Source organism: Actinomycetes bacterium, from assembly GCA_024222295.1.
Lineage (GTDB): Bacteria > Actinomycetota > Acidimicrobiia > Acidimicrobiales > Microtrichaceae > JAAEPF01.
The window spans coordinates 41,573-59,448 of sequence record JAAEPF010000034.1 but is presented as its reverse complement, the minus strand read 5'-3'; the positions used below and the strand labels follow the sequence as shown (position 1 = coordinate 59,448).

17 protein-coding genes are annotated in these 17,876 nt (G+C 68.1%); 6 read left to right on the top strand and 11 right to left on the bottom strand.

Annotated features, from left to right (window positions below; genetic code table 11):
* Nucleotides 1-53: 53 nt before the first annotated feature.
* The 3 genes from GY812_12930 to GY812_12920 all read right to left on the bottom strand — a co-directional run bounded on the left by GY812_12930 (nucleotide 54) and on the right by GY812_12920 (nucleotide 1,466).
* Nucleotides 54-641 carry a hypothetical protein gene (locus GY812_12930; protein ID MCP4436382.1) on the bottom strand — a complete coding sequence of 196 codons (588 nt, stop codon included), beginning with the start codon at nucleotides 639-641 and terminating at the stop codon, nucleotides 54-56.
* Nucleotides 626-982, bottom strand: coding sequence for a hypothetical protein (locus GY812_12925; protein ID MCP4436381.1), 357 nt, complete (start codon nucleotides 980-982; stop codon nucleotides 626-628). Before GY812_12925 ends, GY812_12930 begins: the two co-directional genes overlap by 16 nt.
* A gap of 100 nt (nucleotides 983-1,082) precedes the next feature.
* Nucleotides 1,083-1,466, bottom strand: a complete 384-nt coding sequence (locus GY812_12920) for a steroid delta-isomerase (protein MCP4436380.1) — start codon at nucleotides 1,464-1,466, stop codon at nucleotides 1,083-1,085.
* Nucleotides 1,467-1,498: 32 nt separating this feature from the next.
* On the opposite strand from GY812_12920, the gene GY812_12915 reads away from it, so the two are divergent.
* Nucleotides 1,499-2,518, top strand: coding sequence for a hypothetical protein (locus GY812_12915; protein MCP4436379.1), 1,020 nt, complete (start codon nucleotides 1,499-1,501; stop codon nucleotides 2,516-2,518).
* A 21-nt stretch (nucleotides 2,519-2,539) separates the two neighbouring features.
* Here the strand turns inward: GY812_12915 and GY812_12910 are convergent, their stop codons facing one another.
* Genes GY812_12910 through GY812_12900 form a run of 3 tightly spaced genes read right to left on the bottom strand, consistent with a single transcriptional unit; the run spans nucleotide 2,540 to nucleotide 8,683 of the window.
* Nucleotides 2,540-3,166: a TlpA family protein disulfide reductase gene (locus GY812_12910; GenBank protein ID MCP4436378.1), complete on the bottom strand. Its 627-nt coding sequence runs from the start codon at nucleotides 3,164-3,166 to the stop codon at nucleotides 2,540-2,542.
* Between the two features lie 28 nt (nucleotides 3,167-3,194).
* Nucleotides 3,195-4,058: a mycofactocin-coupled SDR family oxidoreductase gene (locus GY812_12905; protein MCP4436377.1), complete on the bottom strand. Its 864-nt coding sequence runs from the start codon at nucleotides 4,056-4,058 to the stop codon at nucleotides 3,195-3,197.
* 56 nt (nucleotides 4,059-4,114) lie between these two features.
* Entirely contained in the window at nucleotides 4,115-8,683 is a 4,569-nt protein-coding gene (locus tag GY812_12900) for a DEAD/DEAH box helicase (GenBank protein MCP4436376.1), read from the bottom strand.
* Between the two features lie 157 nt (nucleotides 8,684-8,840).
* On the opposite strand from GY812_12900, the gene GY812_12895 reads away from it, so the two are divergent.
* Nucleotides 8,841-9,521: a metal-dependent transcriptional regulator gene (locus tag GY812_12895; GenBank protein ID MCP4436375.1), complete on the top strand. Its 681-nt coding sequence runs from the start codon at nucleotides 8,841-8,843 to the stop codon at nucleotides 9,519-9,521.
* A gap of 12 nt (nucleotides 9,522-9,533) precedes the next feature.
* Here the strand turns inward: GY812_12895 and GY812_12890 are convergent, their stop codons facing one another.
* Nucleotides 9,534-11,624, bottom strand: a complete 2,091-nt coding sequence (locus GY812_12890; protein MCP4436374.1) for an AAA family ATPase — start codon at nucleotides 11,622-11,624, stop codon at nucleotides 9,534-9,536.
* Nucleotides 11,625-11,744: 120 nt separating this feature from the next.
* Between GY812_12890 and GY812_12885 the strand changes: the two genes are divergently transcribed.
* A complete protein-coding gene (locus GY812_12885) occupies nucleotides 11,745-12,677 on the top strand; it encodes a hydroxyacid dehydrogenase (GenBank protein ID MCP4436373.1) in 933 nt (310 codons plus the stop codon).
* A 357-nt stretch (nucleotides 12,678-13,034) separates the two neighbouring features.
* On the opposite strand, the gene GY812_12880 is transcribed toward GY812_12885, so the two are convergent.
* Entirely contained in the window at nucleotides 13,035-13,679 is a 645-nt protein-coding gene (locus GY812_12880; protein MCP4436372.1) for a hypothetical protein, read from the bottom strand.
* 323 nt (nucleotides 13,680-14,002) lie between these two features.
* On the opposite strand from GY812_12880, the gene GY812_12875 reads away from it, so the two are divergent.
* On the top strand, nucleotides 14,003-14,143 hold the full coding sequence (locus GY812_12875) for a hypothetical protein (protein ID MCP4436371.1): 141 nt from the start codon (nucleotides 14,003-14,005) through the stop codon (nucleotides 14,141-14,143).
* Nucleotides 14,144-14,194: 51 nt separating this feature from the next.
* Here GY812_12875 and GY812_12870 read toward each other — a convergent pair whose 3' ends face one another.
* Nucleotides 14,195-14,974, bottom strand: coding sequence for an SDR family NAD(P)-dependent oxidoreductase (locus tag GY812_12870; protein MCP4436370.1), 780 nt, complete (start codon nucleotides 14,972-14,974; stop codon nucleotides 14,195-14,197).
* 23 nt (nucleotides 14,975-14,997) lie between these two features.
* Nucleotides 14,998-15,894 carry a DUF1838 domain-containing protein gene (locus GY812_12865; protein ID MCP4436369.1) on the bottom strand — a complete coding sequence of 299 codons (897 nt, stop codon included), beginning with the start codon at nucleotides 15,892-15,894 and terminating at the stop codon, nucleotides 14,998-15,000.
* 56 nt (nucleotides 15,895-15,950) lie between these two features.
* Between GY812_12865 and GY812_12860 the strand changes: the two genes are divergently transcribed.
* Together GY812_12860 and GY812_12855 are read left to right on the top strand one after the other, a co-directional pair.
* Entirely contained in the window at nucleotides 15,951-16,727 is a 777-nt protein-coding gene (locus GY812_12860; protein MCP4436368.1) for a glucose 1-dehydrogenase, read from the top strand.
* A 36-nt stretch (nucleotides 16,728-16,763) separates the two neighbouring features.
* Nucleotides 16,764-17,579: an enoyl-CoA hydratase/isomerase family protein gene (locus GY812_12855; protein ID MCP4436367.1), complete on the top strand. Its 816-nt coding sequence runs from the start codon at nucleotides 16,764-16,766 to the stop codon at nucleotides 17,577-17,579.
* Nucleotides 17,580-17,622: 43 nt separating this feature from the next.
* Here GY812_12855 and GY812_12850 read toward each other — a convergent pair whose 3' ends face one another.
* The gene (locus GY812_12850) at nucleotides 17,623-17,874 is read right to left on the bottom strand and encodes a hypothetical protein (GenBank protein ID MCP4436366.1); all 252 of its coding nucleotides are present in this window, start codon (nucleotides 17,872-17,874) and stop codon (nucleotides 17,623-17,625) included.
* Nucleotides 17,875-17,876: the final 2 nt, after the last annotated feature.

The window sequence follows — 17,876 nt, the reverse complement described above, 5'->3', positions numbered from 1 at the left end:
TTGAGGCTCGAGTCGTTCTCGTCGTTCTGCGAGTAGCAGTCGTAGCCGTCAGTTCAGTAGTACGACCATTCGTTCGAACCGGTCACCGGGTTGTTCCACGTGTAACCGAACTCGCCGCCACCGTCAGCCTGGTACAGGGCCTCACCGTTGCACGGGTGGATGATCAGCAAGGCCCTCGAGTACATGTTCGCTGTCGTGCCGGCGGCGATCGTGTCAGGCCAGTGCGGAAACACGCCAGTGTCGACGCTGGACACGACTTTGAAGTCGTCCCTGGTGTTGTTGTGAACCGTCAGGTAGCACTTCTCGATCTCGGTGAGGCTGTCGATGAACAAACTCACCGGCGCCAATTCCTCACCCGTCGGCAGCGTTGCGGCGTAGCCGAACCCGCTGAGTCGGTCATGGTCACCCCCGAGGGCCTCGGAGCCGTAGGCGGCCGTGGCAGCACCCGCGTCGTAGCTGGCGGAGGTGAGCTCCACCACCGCAACCTGGTCATTCCCGTCAGCTCCGGGCCACACGACCGCGGCGTTCGGGGCGCCCTTGTCGCTGCGCGTCGCGCCGTTGACCGTCGAGTCGACGTTGCAGCTTCGCACCCGGACTCGACGCGGCGTGTGAAGTTGCAGAGCGGCTACATCATCGAGCACACGTCGAGGATCTGGAAGCGACCCTGCTTGGATCGACCGATCGGCTTCTGACCGGTGATCATCAGCATGGGAAACCCACCCAACTGCGCGTAGGCAGCCGCCGTGACGAGGTTGGTCGCACCCGGTCCCAGCGTCGACATGCACACACCCACCCGTCTGGTGAGCCGTCCGTGCGTGGCAGCCATGAAGCCGGCCGCTTGCTCGTGGCGGGTGAGCACCAACTCGATCGAAGAAGTCCGCATGGCCTCGACGACGTGGATGTTCTCCTCGCCGGGGATGCCGAAGATTCGCTCTACTCCGGCCCGCTCGAGTGACAACACGAGTGCTTCGGCTCCGTTCATCGGCCTGCCCTTCTGCCGGGAACCGGCGGTGCTGACGGCTAAGACAGGCCTACGAGTCGCCTCGGCCGATCCAAACGGTGCACGCGCCAGAGCCGCCCTGTCAGTCGACCGGGGTGATCGCTGCCGGGTCCCAGTAGGCCTTCATGTCGCCGATCAGGCCGTCGTCTCGGAAGGTCATCACGTCGATGATGTCGACTGCCACCTTCATCTCCCCGATCGTGGAAACGGCACGCATCGGGAAGGCCACGAACCTGTCGACTGCGCGAACCGGTCCGGTGAGCTGGAGGTCGAGTGAGTCGGCCAACTGGTGGGTACCGGTGAAGAACGCCCTGATGGAGTCGGTGCCGACGTGGGCCGGCTCGTGGATCGGGTCGGCCACGACGGCGTCGGGCGCGAACAGGGCGACTATCGCCTCCACGTCGCCGGCAGTGTGGGCGGCGGTGTAGGCCTCGACCGCCGCGATCATCTCTTGGGTGGTTGGCACGCCGCCGACCTTACCTGGGGCATGATCTCGACATGGCGTCGCTTCGCACCGAGATCACCGAGATCGTCACGGGTCTCGGCACGCTCGGCGACGACGACCCGCAGGCGGCGCTAGCGGGTGCCAAGGCGCCACCCGAGCTCCGCAACGTCGACGACGGCACCTGGGACCGGCTGCGCGGCGCCTTCGCTGACCGCAACCACGAAGGTGAGTTCCTGGCCGCATTCAACAACGGCCGGGCACTGTTGCGCGCCACCGACGGCCTGCGGGACCGCCATCCGGTGGCGATCGAATGGAAGGGCAGTCACCGCGACCCCGCCGACCACGCAGTGCCCGCTGACCTGCGGATCGACCACGTGTACCTGGTGAGCTGCAAGTACGCATCCAAGGTGCTTCACAACGCGTCTCCCTCGGCCTTGTTCGACCGTTGCCTCACAGGTGCCGCGGGCCAGCGCAGCGGCGACTGGTTCGCCGAGGTCGCACCCGCCGAACACCAGGCGCACTACCAGGCGGTACGCCGGCTGGTTGAGGGCGGAGAGCAGCTCCCCGAGAGGGTCGGCGATCTCGACACGGTGCAGCGCCGACAGCTCGCGCAGGCCCGCGAGGTGACCTCGCCCGACACAGCGATCGCCTACGCCGAACTCGCCGAGGTGGTCTCCAGAGTGTCCGCGCAACGGTGGAACTCCGCACTCGGCACCGACCGCGAGAGGCGTTCCATGCTCTGGAGGCTGCTGCGGCTCTCGGCGACGCCCTACTTCGTGCTCGGCACCGGCCGGGGCGAATCACTGCGGTTGCGCGTGGCGACCCCGTGGGACTGGAACCAGGCGTGGCAGCTCGACGACTTCGAGATCGGCCCGCAGGCGGCCGGACAACCGCAGGTCACCTGGTCGGCTGCCATGTCGGCACGCGACGACTCCGGGCAAGGCGGCAGCGTGGAGGTGGTCGGTCACGTCGAGATCCGGTGGAGCCATGGCCGCCTCGGCGGCTCACCCGAGGCGAAGGTCTACCTGGACACGCCGCACCGCCAGGTGCCGGGATACATACCCCTCGTCTAGCCGGCGGGGCACGGCGCTGGGTCAGACCTGCGCGAGCGCGTCCTCGATCTGGCGCACCGATGCACCACCCGGCCAACGCTCCACTTCCTCACCGTCCACCAACAGGATCATGTACGGCTGCGCGGCAACTGCGTTGTCGACCCACGACTGGCCGGTCGGATCCCATAGCAGCGGGAAGTTGGACACGCCGGTGTCCGACAGGAATCCCTCGGCCTGCTCCAGGTCGTTTCGCGCGCCTATGCCGACCAGCTTGACCCGGTCCGAGTTCGAGGCCATGAACTCGTTGAGCTCAGGGGCCTCGCCACGGCACGTAGGGCAGTACGGAGCCCAGAACCATGCGAGCACCGGCTTGCCGTCGGAGCTGGCAAGCGCCGCGTCGAGCGGCACCGACTCTCCTGTGGCGACGTCGGTCATGACCACTCCCGCATCGGCGGGCACGCCGGAGTCGGCCTCGGCGTCCGGCGTGGCATCGGAGCCGCCGTCGGCGTCGTCGCCCCCACCCGGGGCCACCGCCGGCTCGTCGTCACGCGAGGACTCGACCTGGTCCGAGGCGGTGTCGCCCTCCGAGGTGCAGCCGGCCGCCACGAAAGCCGTGGCGCCGAGCGCCACCAGCAGGACACGAATACGGGTCGGACGCTTTCGGGGCATGGGCCCAAAGTACCCGCGTACTCCCGGACTACTTCAGCAGGGCACCCGCATCGATCGGCATCGTGACTCCTGTGACGTAGCGGGCTTCGTCGGAACACAACCACAGCATCGCGTTGGTGATGTCCTGAGCCTCGATCCAAGGGATGTCCATCGGTTGCTGGGGCCTGAGGAACTCGGCTGCGTCGTCGACACCCGGGTCCTCCAGGTCCATCCGCACCAGCTTGGGGAACACCTCGTTGACGATCATGGGCGTCGCGACCGAGGTGGGATGGATCGAGTTGACCCGGATCTGGTTGGGGGCGAGTTCGAGCGCCAGCGACCGCATCAGTCCCACCACGCCGTGCTTCGCCGCGTTGTACGCAGGGGCGCCGTAGAAGCCCTTCAGCCCGGCGGTCGACGACGTCATCACGACCGCACCGCCCTCGTTCTGCTCGATCATGGTGCGCACCCCTGCCTTGACCGTGTGGAAGACGCCGGTGAGGTTCACGTCGACGGTCTCCCTCCACGAGTCGGGGTCGACGTACTGCACCGGCATCGGCGCGTAGGTGCCGGCGTTGGCGAGGATCACGTCCAAGCGGCCAAAGAGCTCAATGCCCCGCTTGACCGCCTCGCGCAGCGGCCGGTACTCGCGCACGTCGGCCCGCTCGGGATGCATCGCGCCGCCGGCCTCCTCGACCAGGCGTACGGTCTCGGCGAGATCCTCCTCTGTCGCCAGTGGATACGGCGCGTGCTCCAGGTCGGCGCACATGTCGATCCCGATGATGTGGGCTCCCTCACGGGCGAAGCCGACCGCATGGCTGCGCCCCTGACCGCGGGCCGCCCCGGTCACCAGCACCACCTTGCCCTCGTATCGCCTGTTGCGGTCGAACGCATCACCGTCTGTTGCAGACACGCCTCACTCCTTGGTCCCGTCGAGCTGGACACCTGTCCAGTTCGTGTGCGGCGACCCTAGCCCAGGGTCAGTCCCTTGTAACCCTCGGCGAACCCCGCCGCGCGCAGGGGGCCGCAATGGGGAGAGGCAGCGACCCGATCGTCGTCGACCTTCTCCACCTGCAGCCGGCGCACCCGACCCGACGCTACGAGACCGGCGAGCGCGGGAGCCCAGCGATCGTTGCCCTCCGCGGCGGGGAACGTGAGCAACCTGCGACCACCGCGCTCCACGTAGGCACACGCTTCACCGCCCACGATCACCACGTAGGCACCGGCCGACCGCGACGGCTGGCCGGCGCTGCGCGGCCAGGGAATCGCCGCACCGAACGGCTGCGCGGGGTCGGTTGCGGCGAGCACCCACGTGTCGGGCTCGTCGGGGGTGTCGGGCTCCGGTTCCCACGGCAGGCGGGCGGTGTCGGTGTCTGCCGCCTCGAAGCTCCTGTTGCCCTCGGCCCTCAGTCGGTCGACTGCGCCCGGGGACGCGAACTGCGCTGCGCCCAACCCCTCCACGAAGTAGCCGCGGCGCACCTGGCCTCGTTCCTCGAGGACCTTGAGGACCGGATAGACGCCGGCGAAACCACCTTCGATGCCCTCGGCCAGCGCCATCTCCCGCGTCAGCACTCCATAGCGCTCGAGCAGCTGCAGGGCCCGCGCCATGGTCGATTCGGTGGGTGTCGGCGAGCGGGCGAACAGCGGAGCCGTGCTGGACCAGCGGCCGGCGGCACTCGGCGGACCGGTGCGACTAACCGCGCGAAGGTCCGGGCGTCGACGCGACCGCGCACCCGACCCCTTGCGGCGCAAGCCACCGGCCAGTCGCGCACGCAGCGGCGAGAGTGTGTCGTTGGTGACCTCGCCGGACCACACCAGGTCCCACAGCGCTTCGAGCACCGTCTCGTCGTCAGATGGGATGCGTTCGCGGCGCACGGCCTCGACGAGGTCAGCCCAGAACGAAGCGCCCACCTCCGCGAGGTGGGAACGAAGGACCTCGTGGTGGGGGTCGGCCGGCAGGTCACCATCCGGGGCATTGACCAGTGATGCGAACTGGTCACGGAAGCCCAGTCGGATGCGGCCGTCGTTGGCCCCCAACCCACCGGCTCCACACCACACGACCTCACCGGTGGAGCACAACAGGTCGAGATCCGCGGCCCGGTAGTCCGCCACCCGGGTACGCAACACGTCCTCCTCGACGGTCGACGCGACGAGTGACGCCCCCTGCAGGACGCCAACCGCCTCGGCCACGGCGTCGGCCCCGCGATGGGTGCTGCCGACACCCTGCCAACGGGTGACGAAGCGGGCGAGGGTGGCCGCTCCGACGGGCTCCACCTCCTTGCGCAGCGACGCCAGTGAACGCCGGCGTAGCTGGCGCAACACCTCGGCATCGCAGTGCTCGCGCTCCACGCCACCGGGGGTGAACTCACCGGCGACGACCCGGTGGTCGTCCTCGAGCGCAGTGAGAGCACCCTGGACCACCTCGCGTGACACACCGAAGCGGCGGGCCACCGAATCGGTGGTGAACGGGCCATGGGTACGTGCGTGGCGCGCCACCAGCTCGCGCAACGGGTGGTCGACCGACTCGGTGAACGCCGCCGGCAGGCCAATCGGAACAGCCGCGCCCAGGGCGTCACGAAGACGGCCGGCGTCTTCGGCTGCCGCGAACCGTTCCTCACCTGCGACAGCCACGGGCATCGCACGTCGCGAACCGACAAGGTCATCCAACCAGTTCTGGGTGTCAGCAGGGTGAGCACTTCGGGCCCCCAGCTCCACCACCGACATGGGGCCGAGCACCCGGAGCAGGTCGTGCAGCTCATCGGCATCACGCGCTCCACGCCCGTCGACGAGCCGCTGGAGCTCGAGCTCCACCGTGGCGACAACATCGGCGTCCAGCAGGGAACGCAGCTCCTCGGCGCCGAGCAACTCGCGCAACAGGTCGCGGTCCAGCGCCAGGGCCGCCGCACGCCGCTCCGCGAGTGGCGCATCCCCCTCGTACATGTAGACGGCGATCCAGCCGAACAGCAACGAGCGGGCGAACGGCGACGGCGACTGTGTCTCCACCGAGACCACCCTCGTCGCCCGGCTTCGCACGTCGGCCAGCACCGACTTGAGTGCGGCGAGGTCATAGACGTCGCTGCACATCTCGCGGGTGGTCTCGAGCAATACCGGGAAGCTCGGGTACCTGGACGCCACCGACAGCAGGTCGGCGGCCCGCTGGCGCTGCTGCCACAAGGGCGTTCGCTGGTCGGGTCGCCGGCGTGGCAGGAGCAGCGACCGCGCTGCACATTCGCGGAATCGTGCGGCGAACGCGGAGCTGGCCGGCAGAGCCGTGACCACTTCGGACTCGATCTCGTCGGGGTCACCGAAGAGCAGCTCGGTCGGCACCTCATCGGCCGTGTCGGGCAGGCGCACGACGATACCGTCGTCGCTCCAGATCACCTCGACGCCGAGGGTGTCGCCTCCGAAGTGCTCCTCGAGTCGTGCGCGCAGGGCCATCGCCCACGGCGCATGCACCCGCGAGCCGTAGGGCGAGTGGATGCAGAGCCGCCAGTCGCCGATCTCGTCGCGGAACCGCTCCACGAGGAGCGTGCGGTCGTCGGGTACGACGCCGGTGGCCTCGGACTGCTCCTCGAGGTATGCCAGCAGGTTCTGTGCGGCAAGGTCGTCGAGGTCATGGTGCTCGAGCAACTCGGCGAACGCCGAGTCCGGGTCCTTGGAGCGGAGCTCCCGCACGAACGAGCCCATCGCCGCGCCCAGCTCGGCGTCGCGGCCGGGCCCGTCGCCGTGCCAGAACGGCATCTTTCCCGGTCGGCCCGGTGCCGGTGTGACAACGACGCGCTCGAAGGTGATCTCCTGGATCTGCCACGTGGTCGCGCCGAGCAGGAAGGTCTCGCCCACGCGGGACTCGTAGACCATCTCCTCGTCGAGCTCGCCCACCCGCGTGCCGTCGGGAAGGAAGACCCCGAACAGCCCCCGGTCGGGAATCGTGCCGGCGTTGGTGACCGCCAGGCGCTGTGCCGAGGATCTGCCGCGCACGATGCCGTCCACCCGGTTCCATACGATCCGCGGCCGCAACTCGGCGAACTCCTCGGACGGGTACCGCCCGGCGAGCAGGTCGAGCACCGCATCGAACACACCGCGGGTGAGCGTGTTGTAGTTGGCCGCCTGGCGGACCAGGTCGAACAACTCGTCGTCGGGCCACTCATCGAGAGCCACCGTGGCCACGACCTGCTGGGCGAGAACGTCGAGCGGGTTGCGCGGCACCGCGGTACGTTCGATCAGGCCTTCGTGCATCCGTCGGGTCACGACGGCGGCCTCCAGGAGGTCGGCACGATGCTTGGGAAAGATGCGGCCGCGGCTCGGGACGCCCACCTGGTGGCCGGCGCGGCCGATGCGCTGCAGACCGGATGCGACCGAACCCGGCGAGGAAACCTGCACCACCAGGTCCACCGCGCCCATGTCGATACCCAGCTCCAGACTCGAAGTGGCCACCAGCCCGCGCAATGAGCCCGACTTGAGTTCGTCCTCGACCTGCAGGCGCCTCTCTCGCGACAGGGAACCGTGGTGGGCCTTGACGAGCTCCATCGACTCGTCGGCCACCGATGTGCCGGCCGCCTCACCTGCGGTGTGCTCCGGCTCCCCTTCATGCGCGAGTTCGTTGAGTCGGCTCGAGAGGCGCTCGGCCATCCTGCGGGCATTGACGAACACCAGCGTGGAGTTGTGGGCCTCGATCAACTCCAGCAGCCGGGGATGTATCGAAGGCCAGATCGACGGCGTGGAGTCCCCGTCAGTGGAGCCGGTCGCCGGAGCGGTCATGTCGGGCACGGGCACGACGACTTGCAGGTCGAGCTCCTTGCTCACTCCCGCATCAACGACGGTGACCGGGCGGGGCTGCACACCCTCACCGGACACCTCGGCACCGCCTAGGAAGCCCGCAACCACCTCCAGTGGCCGCTGGGTGGCCGACAGCCCCACCCGCTGCACCGCAGCCGCCTCGACAGCCATGCCACGTTCGCGACGCGACGCTGACACCAGCCGCTCGAGTCGTTCGAGGCTCACGGCGATGTGAGCGCCGCGCTTGGTGGGAGCCAATGCGTGGATCTCGTCGATGATCACGGTGCCTACGTCGACGAGCGTTTCGCGGGCCGCCGAGGTGAGCATCAGGAATAGCGACTCCGGCGTGGTGATGAGGATGTCGGGTGGATGGCGAACGAGTGAGCGTCGCTCGCTGGCCGAGGTGTCGCCCGTGCGCACGCCGACGGTGGGCGGAACCCAGGTGGCGCCCGCTCGCTCTGCCGCCAGCTGTATCCCGCGCAGCGGCGAGCGAAGGTTCTTCTCCACGTCCACCGCAAGGGCGCGCAGCGGCGACACGTAGAGCACCTGCGTGCCAGCGGGACCGGCAGCGGCTTCGCCGGCCTGACCGAGGCGGTCGAGTGCCCAGAGGAACGCCGCGAGGGTCTTGCCCGAGCCCGTGGGTGCGCACAGAAGCGTGTGCTCCCCGCGGGCGATCGCGGGCCAGGCTCCGGCCTGCGCGGAGGTCGGCTCCGGAAACGACGATCCGAACCACTCGCGAACCGGCTCGGAGAACCCGTGCATCGCCGCGCCGGATTGTCCACCCGTGTGGGGCTGCTGGTGATCGGGGGGATCGGCCTCAGGTGGCACTGGCCGAGCGTACAGAAGCGCTGCGACAGCCGGGCCTGCGACCAGCTACGGCGCGGAAGACACTGCGTGAAGTGTGCCTTACAATGAGCGTATGGCCCCGCCCGCAGACTCCCCGCCCGCCACCCGTGAGTTCCACCCGGCGTTCGAGGAGTACTGCGAGGCGATCTGGGAACTTCGCGAGGACGACATCAAGGTGATCCAGGCCCGCATCGCCGAGCGGCTCGAAGTCAGCCGACCCGCAGTGTCGGAGATGATCCGCAGGATGGAAAGGGAAGGCCTGATCGACGTCGACGGCTCGATAGTGCTCACCGACAACGGCAGGGCGCTGGCCGAACGAGTCGTGCGACGCCACCGCCTCGCCGAGAGGTTCCTGACCGACATCCTCGAACTGCCCTGGGCCGACGCCCACCTGGAGGCCGGCAAGTGGGAGCACGTGATCTCCGAACCGGTCGAGGCGGCGATGACCCGCGTGCTGGGCGAGCCGACCACCTGCCCGCACGGCAACCCGATTCCGGGAGCGAGCTACGAGCCGCCGGACACGACCCCGCTGTCGGACCTGGCCGTAGGGTCCGGATTCACGATCAACCGGATCCCCGAGGAGCTCGAGTTCACGCCCGGACTGCTCGAGTTCCTGGAGTCCAACGAGTTGGTCCCCGGCAGCACGGGCGTGCTCACCGCCATGTCACCCGACGGCACCGCGACGGTCGAGGTCGAGGGCCGCACCATCGGGATCGGTACGTTCGCCACCGAGCGGATACTCGTCGCAGCCTGAGGGTCCCCGCCGTCAGCGCAGGATCTGCGGCAACTCGCCCGTGTGCAGGATGCTGAGCCGCTTGGTCGACCGGGTCACCGCCACATAGAGCGACTGGGGACCGCGGGCTTCCTCGTGCAGGATGAGCTCCGGCTCCACCACGATCACGGAGTCGAGCTCGAGGCCCTTGACCAGCGACGGCGTGACGATCGTGACCTGCCTGGCAAGGCCCTGACGAGTAGCCCGACCGTGTTCGATCCCGGCTGTGTCCAGCACCTCGTCGATCCGCTCGGCCATGGACAGCGGCACCACGACAGCAACATTGCCGGTCTCGACCGCCTTCAGTTCCGAGCGGACCAGATCGGCCAGCTCGAGGTGGAGATCACCGGCCGGGACTCCCACGATCCGGGGTGGCTCGCCACTGTGGCGGATCGAAGTCGGCGGTTCCAGCTGGGGCGCAGCCACCCGGAGCACCCGCGCGGCCAGGTCCATGATCGGCCCGGGCACTCGGTAGCCGATCGTCAGCTCCTCGAAACGGGGCTCGCGGCGCGACGGCAGGTGGTCGAGCACCGACTCCCAGTCATCGTGCGCCCACGCTCCGGTGGACTGCGCGATGTCGCCCACGATCGTCATCGACCCGTTGAGGGACCGGCGATCGAGCACCCGCAGCTGCATGGGTGAGAGGTCCTGCGCCTCGTCGATCACGATGTGCCCGTAGGTGCGCACGGCATCGGCTTCCTTGTGCCTGGGCCGCGGCCCGAGCTTCTCGAGGGCCTCGTCCAGAAGTGGCACGTCGTGGTGCGTGAACACGACATCGACAGGGTCGCCGAGGCGCTCCCGGGCGAGCAGCGCCGCCTCGTCGTCGTCGAGGAAGCGTCTCGTGGCCGAGCGACGCAGTCCCGGGGAGCCAAAGCAGTCGTTGAGCAACTCGGTGGGCGTCAACAACGGCCACATGCGTTCGAGCGCCGCGCGCACCTCGGGCTCGCGGCGAATCCGGCCACGCACGGTCTCGGCTGGGTCGTCGTTGCGGTGGCTCTCGGCAAGTCGCTCGAAGAACAGCTGCTCGACGAACTTTCGACCAGCGTTGTGGGTGCGGAACCGACGACGGGCCTGGGTGACTATCTCAGCGGAGTCCTCCACCGACAGGGTCAGGTGCTGCACGCCGTAGGGAATCCGCAACGGTTCGGGCAGCGCGCGCTGGCGATCGCGCACGGCGGCGCGCACCACGTCGATCATGCGCAGGTCACCCTTGACCCGTGCGGTCTGCTCGTCGTCGTAGCCGGTGACTCTCACGTGGGGCACCAGGTTGGACAGCTGGGCGATCTCCACGCCCGCCTCGCCGAGCGATGGCAGCACCTGCTCGATGTAGCTGAGGAACACCCGGTTGGGCCCCACCACCAGCACTCCCTGGCCTTCGAGCGGGAAGCGATGGGTGTAGAGCAGGTATGCGGCGCGGTGCAGTGCCACGACAGTCTTGCCGGTGCCCGGTCCGCCCTGCACCACCACAACGCCCGGGAGCTCGGAGCGGATGATGGCGTCCTGCTCGGCCTGGATCGTGCCGACGATGTCGGAGAGCTTCCCCGAGCGTGACTCCTCCAGCGCCGAAATGAGCGCACCGTGACCCTGCACCAGACCCTGATCGAGAGCGTCTGCTGCGGTGCCGAACAGCTCGTCGTCGATCCCGAGCAACGTGCTTCCACGAGTCGAGAAGTGCCGCCGCCGCTTCAGTCCCATCGGGTCCACACCGGTGGCCCGATAGAAGGTCTCCGCCATCGGCGCCCGCCAGTCGACTACCACCGGATCCCGATTGGCGTCGGAAACAGCGGTGCGCCCGATGTAGTAGGTCTCCTCGGGCCGGGCTCCGACACCGTTCTCGTCGCCTTCGAGGGCTTCGCTGTCGAGGCGGCCGAACACCAGCGACATGTCACCGAGGTCGAGCTGGTGCAGCCTGGAGTCCACCCGGTCCCACATGACGTCACGCTCGAAACGGTTCTGGAACGTGCCGCCCTTGCCGCCCTCCACGGAGTTGCGCATCGCCTCGACCTCGGCACGGGTCGCCTCGAGGCACTCGTGCGCGTGCTCTATGTAGGCCTGCTCCGACTCCAGCTCCGGGTGGTTCGCCACACAACCTCCTGTGGGTCCAGGCCGCTGGGGCCGCATGAACCCGAAAATGGGTAGTCGTCCATTGTACTCGCGGTCTGCACGGGGCCAATCCGGGGGTGGTGGGCCTGCGAAGATGCCCGGATGGAGCGAAGCCCCCGAATCGCAGTCGGCCCCGAGGGAGTCCCTGAGTGGATGTCCGATGCGGTGGCGGCCGGTGGCGGCGATGTGGTTCCCCTCGCAGAGGCCGACGCACTGCTGTGGGGGGCACCCAACGACCCCGGCGGGCTGCGACGAGTCCTCGACGACGCCGGCACGCGCCTCGAGTGGGTGCAGCTGCCGTGGGCCGGCATCGAACCGTACGTCTCCGCGTTGGACCTGGATCGGCTGTGGACCTGCGGCAAGGGCGTGTACGCCGAGCCGGTGGCCGAGATGGCACTCACGCTCGGACTCGCCGCGATGAGGGCAGTCGACCGCTACGCCCGTGCGACCACATGGCTTGAGCACGGCCACATGGGCGTCAACCTGCGCCGCGCGAAAGTGACCATCCTCGGCGGCGGCGGCATCACCGAAGCACTGCTGAGGCTCCTGGCGCCGTTCGAGGCCGAGGTGACGGTGGTGCGCAACCGACCGACGGTGATGGAAGGTGCGGATCGGGTGCTGGGCTCCTCAACCACCGAGATCGATGACGCGATCGCCGGCGCCGACATGGTGGTCCTGGCCCTGGCGCTGACTCCCGAAACGACGGGCGTGATCGACGCCCGACGGCTGGCCCTGCTGCACCGCCGCTCGGTGGTGGTCAACGTGGCGCGCGGCGCCCACATCGTCACCGATGACCTCGTGGCGGCATTGCAGCAGGACCGCATCATGGGGGCCGGGTTGGACGTGACCGACCCCGAACCGCTGCCCGACGGCCACCCGCTGTGGGACATGCACAACTGCATCATCACGCCGCACGTGGGCAACACCCCCGAGATGGCGCGGCCGTTGCTGGCCGAGCGCATCACCACCAACGTCGTGCGGTGGATCGCCGGCGAGGAACTGATCGGCCCAGTCGACGCCACCCTCGGCTACTGAGCCGACCCGGCCCGGCGTCTGCGTATTGAGCAAGTGGGGGGTGCCACCTGGGGTCCGGGCATCACTCCGACATCACCTGCGCACGCGGTACGGGTGCACGAAAGAAACGAAGTAAGTCTGTTGAGCCGCGCGTTCGAGCGCCGTTGATGGACTCTGAGGACTCATGGACGCCGGAGAAGCAGTAGCGATGACGGGAGCGGCAGGCGACGCAGTGCGGAACGTGAGCTACCACGCCCGCCTGACTGAAGACCTCAGTCCGCGCCAGCCAGTTCCGCCGGCGGTGAGATCGAGGCCGTGGTGGTGGACGTCAGCGGCGAGGAGTTCGTGAACCACGACTGAGCACCTCAGCGAGTGCGACTACCCAAAGTTCATCGGACTGCCGATCAAGAGCACTATCCCGATCGCCAACATCACCATCGCCGAGACCGTCAGGATTCGCCGCATGCGCAGGTCATCGAACCTGCCCGCAATCCCGGCCGCCGCGAGAACAGCAGCGAACACCACACCCAGTCCGCCGAACCTCGCTGCTCGGGCCGAGGCAGCTCGACTGAGCGCGCGCTGCTCTTGTGACTCCTCATCCAGCTGTTTGGCCTCGTTGCGTTCGACCATCACAACGTAGTTGGGGTCATCGAAATCTGGCGCGACAGGAAGACCCGCTTCGTCCACAGGGGCGTCATCCAGGTAGGCCTGTACGGGGGGCCGGAAGAGCCCGAAGATCACCTCGGCCGTCTCGTCGTCCTGCGCCGCGAGGGCAAGACGCCATTCCAGGTAGAGGATCTCGTCGCGCTCCTGGATCCGGTCGGCTTCGGCTGCCAGTTCGAGCGCCTGCTCACTGAGCGCCGCCGCCTCATCGGAGCGCGAGAATCTCTCCCTGACCCACTGCGCGCTCTGGAAACCGGTCCAAGCGAACGCCAACGTCGCAACGGCGGCCACGACGGCGAGCATCGTGTCGCTACGACGCGTGGCGATCCGATCCGACCGAGACTCGTCATCTGTGGGCACCAGGGTCAACCTAGCTCCGCCCCCGAGCGATTAGATGTCGGAGTCATCTGCTTGGCGCTGCACGACCAGCGCGCCAGCCCGGCTGCGTCAAGCCGTGGTGTTAACTCGCTGATGTCCGAGCGCCAGCAGCATGAGGAGAGGTTCCCTGACAGGTCGGGCGGCACCGGAGTGGTGTGGTTTCGTGGCGACCTCCGGCTGGATGACAACCCCGCCTGACTGAAGACCTCAGTCCGCGCCAGCTCGCAGAGACGCTCAGCAACGTCGCTGTGCTCGTGGACGTGGTGCCGCACTTCGCGGACCGTGCAGTCGACCGTGCGAACGCTATGACCGACAGTGACGGGACCATCCCGCACGCGGCCGCCACTCAGGTCCTCGCAGAGCAGCTGCGGGAACTAGCGAGCGAGCTCGGTCAGCTCCTCCACGAGTGCGCGTTCGAGATCGGCCACATCAAACCTCTCGACTGAGCACCCTCACCCCAAAAAGGTGGGTCGAAAGTTGTGGCGTCTCCTGGACGGTCAGAACTCCACGGGCACGCCGTCGCGGAAGTAGCCGCCGGTGGGAGTGCCCACGGGCAGGGTGGCGCCCCACACAACGCTCATGGCGCCGTCGGACACCGGTCGGGCACCCATGTTCTCGCTGCCGGGTTGGGTGGCGACGAAGCCCGGGCTGATCGCGGTGACGAGGACCGAACTGTCCTCGAGCGCCGACGCAAGCTTGCGGGTGTAGGCATTCTGTGCGGCCTTGGCGACCGCATAGCCCGCAAGGTTGTCCTGCTGGGTCGGCAACCCCATCGGGCCGGCATGCGAGCCGGCTTCAGAGGTGACGTTCACGATGCGGGCGTTCGGCGCAGCGCGGAGAAGGTCGAGCAGTGCATTCACGCAGCGCATGGCCCCGAAACAATTGGCATCCACGATTCCGGCGATCATCTCGACATCACTGCCGAGCACCGCGTGGCCGAAGTCGAAGTTGCCACCCGCGTTGTTGACGAGCACATCGAGGTGGTCGACCTCGGCGGCAATGGCGACTGCAGCGGCATCCACCGATGCCTGGTCCGTCACATCCAGCTGCACGGCACGGACGTCGTGGCCCTCGCGGCGCAGCTCCTCCGCCGCAGCATCACCGTTGGTCGACTCTCGTGAGCCGAGGAACACGGTGGTGCCGAGTGCGCCGAGCTGTCGTGCGATCTCGAGGCCGAGGCCCCGGTTGGCACCGGTCACCAGCGCGGTCGTCGGGATCACGGCATCATCCGCGATCTCCGCGGGCTCGGTCTTCGTTTCCGGTCCACTGTCACTCATGTCGGGTCCCCCGTGTTAAGTGGTCATCGAATCTCTTCGGGCGGCACGTCGCGGGCATAGGCCTCCCACGTGCTGATCGGCCCTCCATCGTCCCAGTCCGTCGGCGGTTGCAGGAACTCGGGATGGTGCTTCTCGGTGTGTGCCAGGACCGGCGCAGGGACGTCCTCGAGTCCACGGACGACCTTGCGCGAGAACATGCGGCCGAACAGCACACCGTCAACGCCGCTGCCACCCATCCGCATCCAGGGCCACCAGGGGCTCAGCCGCGAGAACCCTGCGGTGAAGTGCGCGGAGTCGACGCCGCTGTCCTGCAGTTGGGCGAGCGACGTGACGAAGCAGAAGTGCTCGGAGGGATTGATGAACTCGCCGGTGGACGCCATCGGCCACAGAGCCGGGGTGACCGGGTTGGTGTAGCGGTGCGTGTAGTCCCACTCGAGCAGCACCTGGTCGCCGTAGACCTGCCACGGCAACACGAACGGAACGCCGCCGGATGCACCAGGGGCGACGTCGGCTCGCTCTGCTCCCGCGTGCATGTCGGTGGGCTCATCGCCCGCCTCACCGAACTCGAAGCGCGGCATCTCCAGGCCCAGTTCGCCGCGCACACGATCGTTGAGGAAATCGAACACCTCGACCGTCTCGCCGGTGAACGGATTGTCCCAGCTCGACATCGGCTCGCCGGTGGCAAGGTCGGTGAAGTACCCGGTCTCCTTGCCACGCAGGCGAGCGTGGCCGCTGGAAAGGATCTTCGCCTGCATCACCCCGGTTCCCCCATAGCCGAACAGGGGCATCAGCTTCCGGTCGCCGATCGAGGCGAACATGGTGCCGTGGAAGCAGCCATACGCAGGTTCGTCACCAACCGACGCCCACATCTTGACGAACGCATGGACGTTGTCCGCCGGATCCTCGAAGTCGATCGCCACGGCGGCGATCCTACGTGTGGCTGGGGCGTCTAGGGTCCGGCGGCATGCAACAGGACATGCGCCACGCCCGCGACGAGCTCCTTGGGAACTTCGACCTCAGCGGACGGACGGCCATAGTCACCGGCGGCAGTCGGGGGATCGGGCGGGCCATCGCCGGCGGTTTCGCCTCACTGGGTGCACGGGTGGTGATCGCCAGCCGCAAGGCAGATGCGTGCGATGCGGCCGCCAACGAGATCCGCGACGCCGGGGGTGACTCGCTGCCGGTCGCAACACACATGGGCGACCCGCAAGGGCTTGCCAAGCTGGTTGCCCGTACGGTCGATGAGTTCGGCGGGGTCGACATCGTCGTCAACAACGCGGCCAATGCCCTGGCGCAGCCAATCGGCTCGATCACGCCCGATGCCATGGCCAAGTCCTGGGAGGCCAACTTCCGCGGCCCCGTGCTTCTGGTGCAGGAGGCGCTCCCACAACTGCGTCGATCCGACCACGCCGCGATCGTCAACGTGACCACGGCCGGCGTGTACACGCAGGGCGGGTTCGTGTCGCTCTACGTCGCGGCCAAGTCTGCGATGACTGCCATGACGCGCTCGATGGCATCCGAGCTGGCCGGCGATGGCATCCGGGCCAACGCACTGGCGCCCGGCACGGTGGGCACCGACATGGTGTTCAACACCCCCGAGGAGTTTCAGGCCGCAGCGGTCGACTCGCAGCTGATCAAGCGGCTCGCGGAACCGGCTGAGATGGTTCCAGCGGCCGCGTTTCTGGCGAGCGACGCGTCGAGTTTCATGACTGGCCACACGCTCGTCGTCGACGGCGGAATGACCGTCAACTGAGTCGTACCGGCATCGGTGCGACGTGAGGAGGATTCGATGGGCAACGATGACCTGGTGCTGACAGAGGTGCGCGACGACTCGGTCGGCGTGGTCACCCTCAACCGACCCGACAGGCTCAACGCGCTGTCGATGGACATGACCACGGCCATCACCGAAGCGTTCGGCGAGATGGGTGCCGAGCGCGACGTGTCAGTGGTGGTCCTGCGTGGCAACGGGAAGGGTTTCTGCGCCGGGGCCGATGTGAAGGGCGACGGCAGCCCGCCGCCCGACAGCGAGGGGCGTGGCCAGGTCGGAACCAACTACCGGGCACAGGAGCACCTGGCCCGGATGATCCAGGTCGTGCACGAGTGCCCGAAGCCGGTGATCACAGCTGCGCACGGAGCGTCGGTTGGCGGCGGGCTGGCTCTGGCCCTCGCCGCCGACATGCGCGTCGCCACACCCGAGACCCGTTTCGGCGCAGTGTTCCACAACCTCGGGCTGTCGGCAGCAGACGTGGGCGTGAGCTGGTTCCTGCCACGGGTCGTGGGACCCACCCGTGCGGCTGAGCTGATGATGTCGGGTCGGATCTTCACCGGCGAAGAGGCCGACGGTTTCGGGATGCTCAACCGACTCGTGCCCGCTGATGAACTGCTCGATGCGGCGCTGGAGCTGGCCGCACTGGTCACCCGCAACAGTGAGTACGGGATCTGGATGTCGAAGAAGGGCATGTGGCTGGCGATGGACGCACCCTCGCTGCGTCACGCCATGGAGATGGAGAACCGCACACAGGTACTGGGCCTGTTCACCGGCAACCTCGGCGCCGGGGTGGAAGCCGCCATGACGAAGACGGACCCCGACTGGAAACCGATGTAGCTGCCGCTCGGCTGGGCGGATCGGCCGGTGCGCGGTGGGGGGATCAGCGGCCGGGTTCCTCGCCGAGTTCACCGAGTGCGTTGGCGAGGGCGAGGCGGAGGCGCCGGGCACGATCGGCATCCAGGTGGACCGACAGACCGGTGCCGGCTGCGCCGACCTCTTCGACCACGAGAGCCACCCGCGGCGTGGCGTCTTCGTAGTCGTCCACGATCGTGACCGCCCAATTGGCTGGTACCTCGTCCTCCTCCGGGCCCGGGGGCACAGGTACCTGGTCGTCATCGATCATCCGTCGCATGT

Excerpts from the sequence above, each read along its gene's own strand:
- GY812_12925 (MCP4436381.1), bottom strand. The coding sequence starts at position 982 with ATGAACGGAGCCGAAGCACTCGTGTTGTCACTCGAGCGGGCCGGAGTA.
- GY812_12875 (MCP4436371.1), top strand. The coding sequence starts at position 14,003 with ATGACCGACAGTGACGGGACCATCCCGCACGCGGCCGCCACTCAGGTC.
- GY812_12885 (MCP4436373.1), top strand. The coding sequence starts at position 11,745 with ATGGAGCGAAGCCCCCGAATCGCAGTCGGCCCCGAGGGAGTCCCTGAG.
- GY812_12855 (MCP4436367.1), top strand. The coding sequence starts at position 16,764 with ATGGGCAACGATGACCTGGTGCTGACAGAGGTGCGCGACGACTCGGTC.
- GY812_12870 (MCP4436370.1), bottom strand. The coding sequence starts at position 14,974 with ATGAGTGACAGTGGACCGGAAACGAAGACCGAGCCCGCGGAGATCGCG.
- GY812_12900 (MCP4436376.1), bottom strand. The coding sequence starts at position 8,683 with ATGCACGGGTTCTCCGAGCCGGTTCGCGAGTGGTTCGGATCGTCGTTT.
- GY812_12895 (MCP4436375.1), top strand. The coding sequence starts at position 8,841 with ATGGCCCCGCCCGCAGACTCCCCGCCCGCCACCCGTGAGTTCCACCCG.
- GY812_12860 (MCP4436368.1), top strand. The coding sequence starts at position 15,951 with ATGCGCCACGCCCGCGACGAGCTCCTTGGGAACTTCGACCTCAGCGGA.
- GY812_12850 (MCP4436366.1), bottom strand. The coding sequence starts at position 17,874 with ATGCGACGGATGATCGATGACGACCAGGTACCTGTGCCCCCGGGCCCG.
- GY812_12910 (MCP4436378.1), bottom strand. The coding sequence starts at position 3,166 with ATGCCCCGAAAGCGTCCGACCCGTATTCGTGTCCTGCTGGTGGCGCTC.
- GY812_12915 (MCP4436379.1), top strand. The coding sequence starts at position 1,499 with ATGGCGTCGCTTCGCACCGAGATCACCGAGATCGTCACGGGTCTCGGC.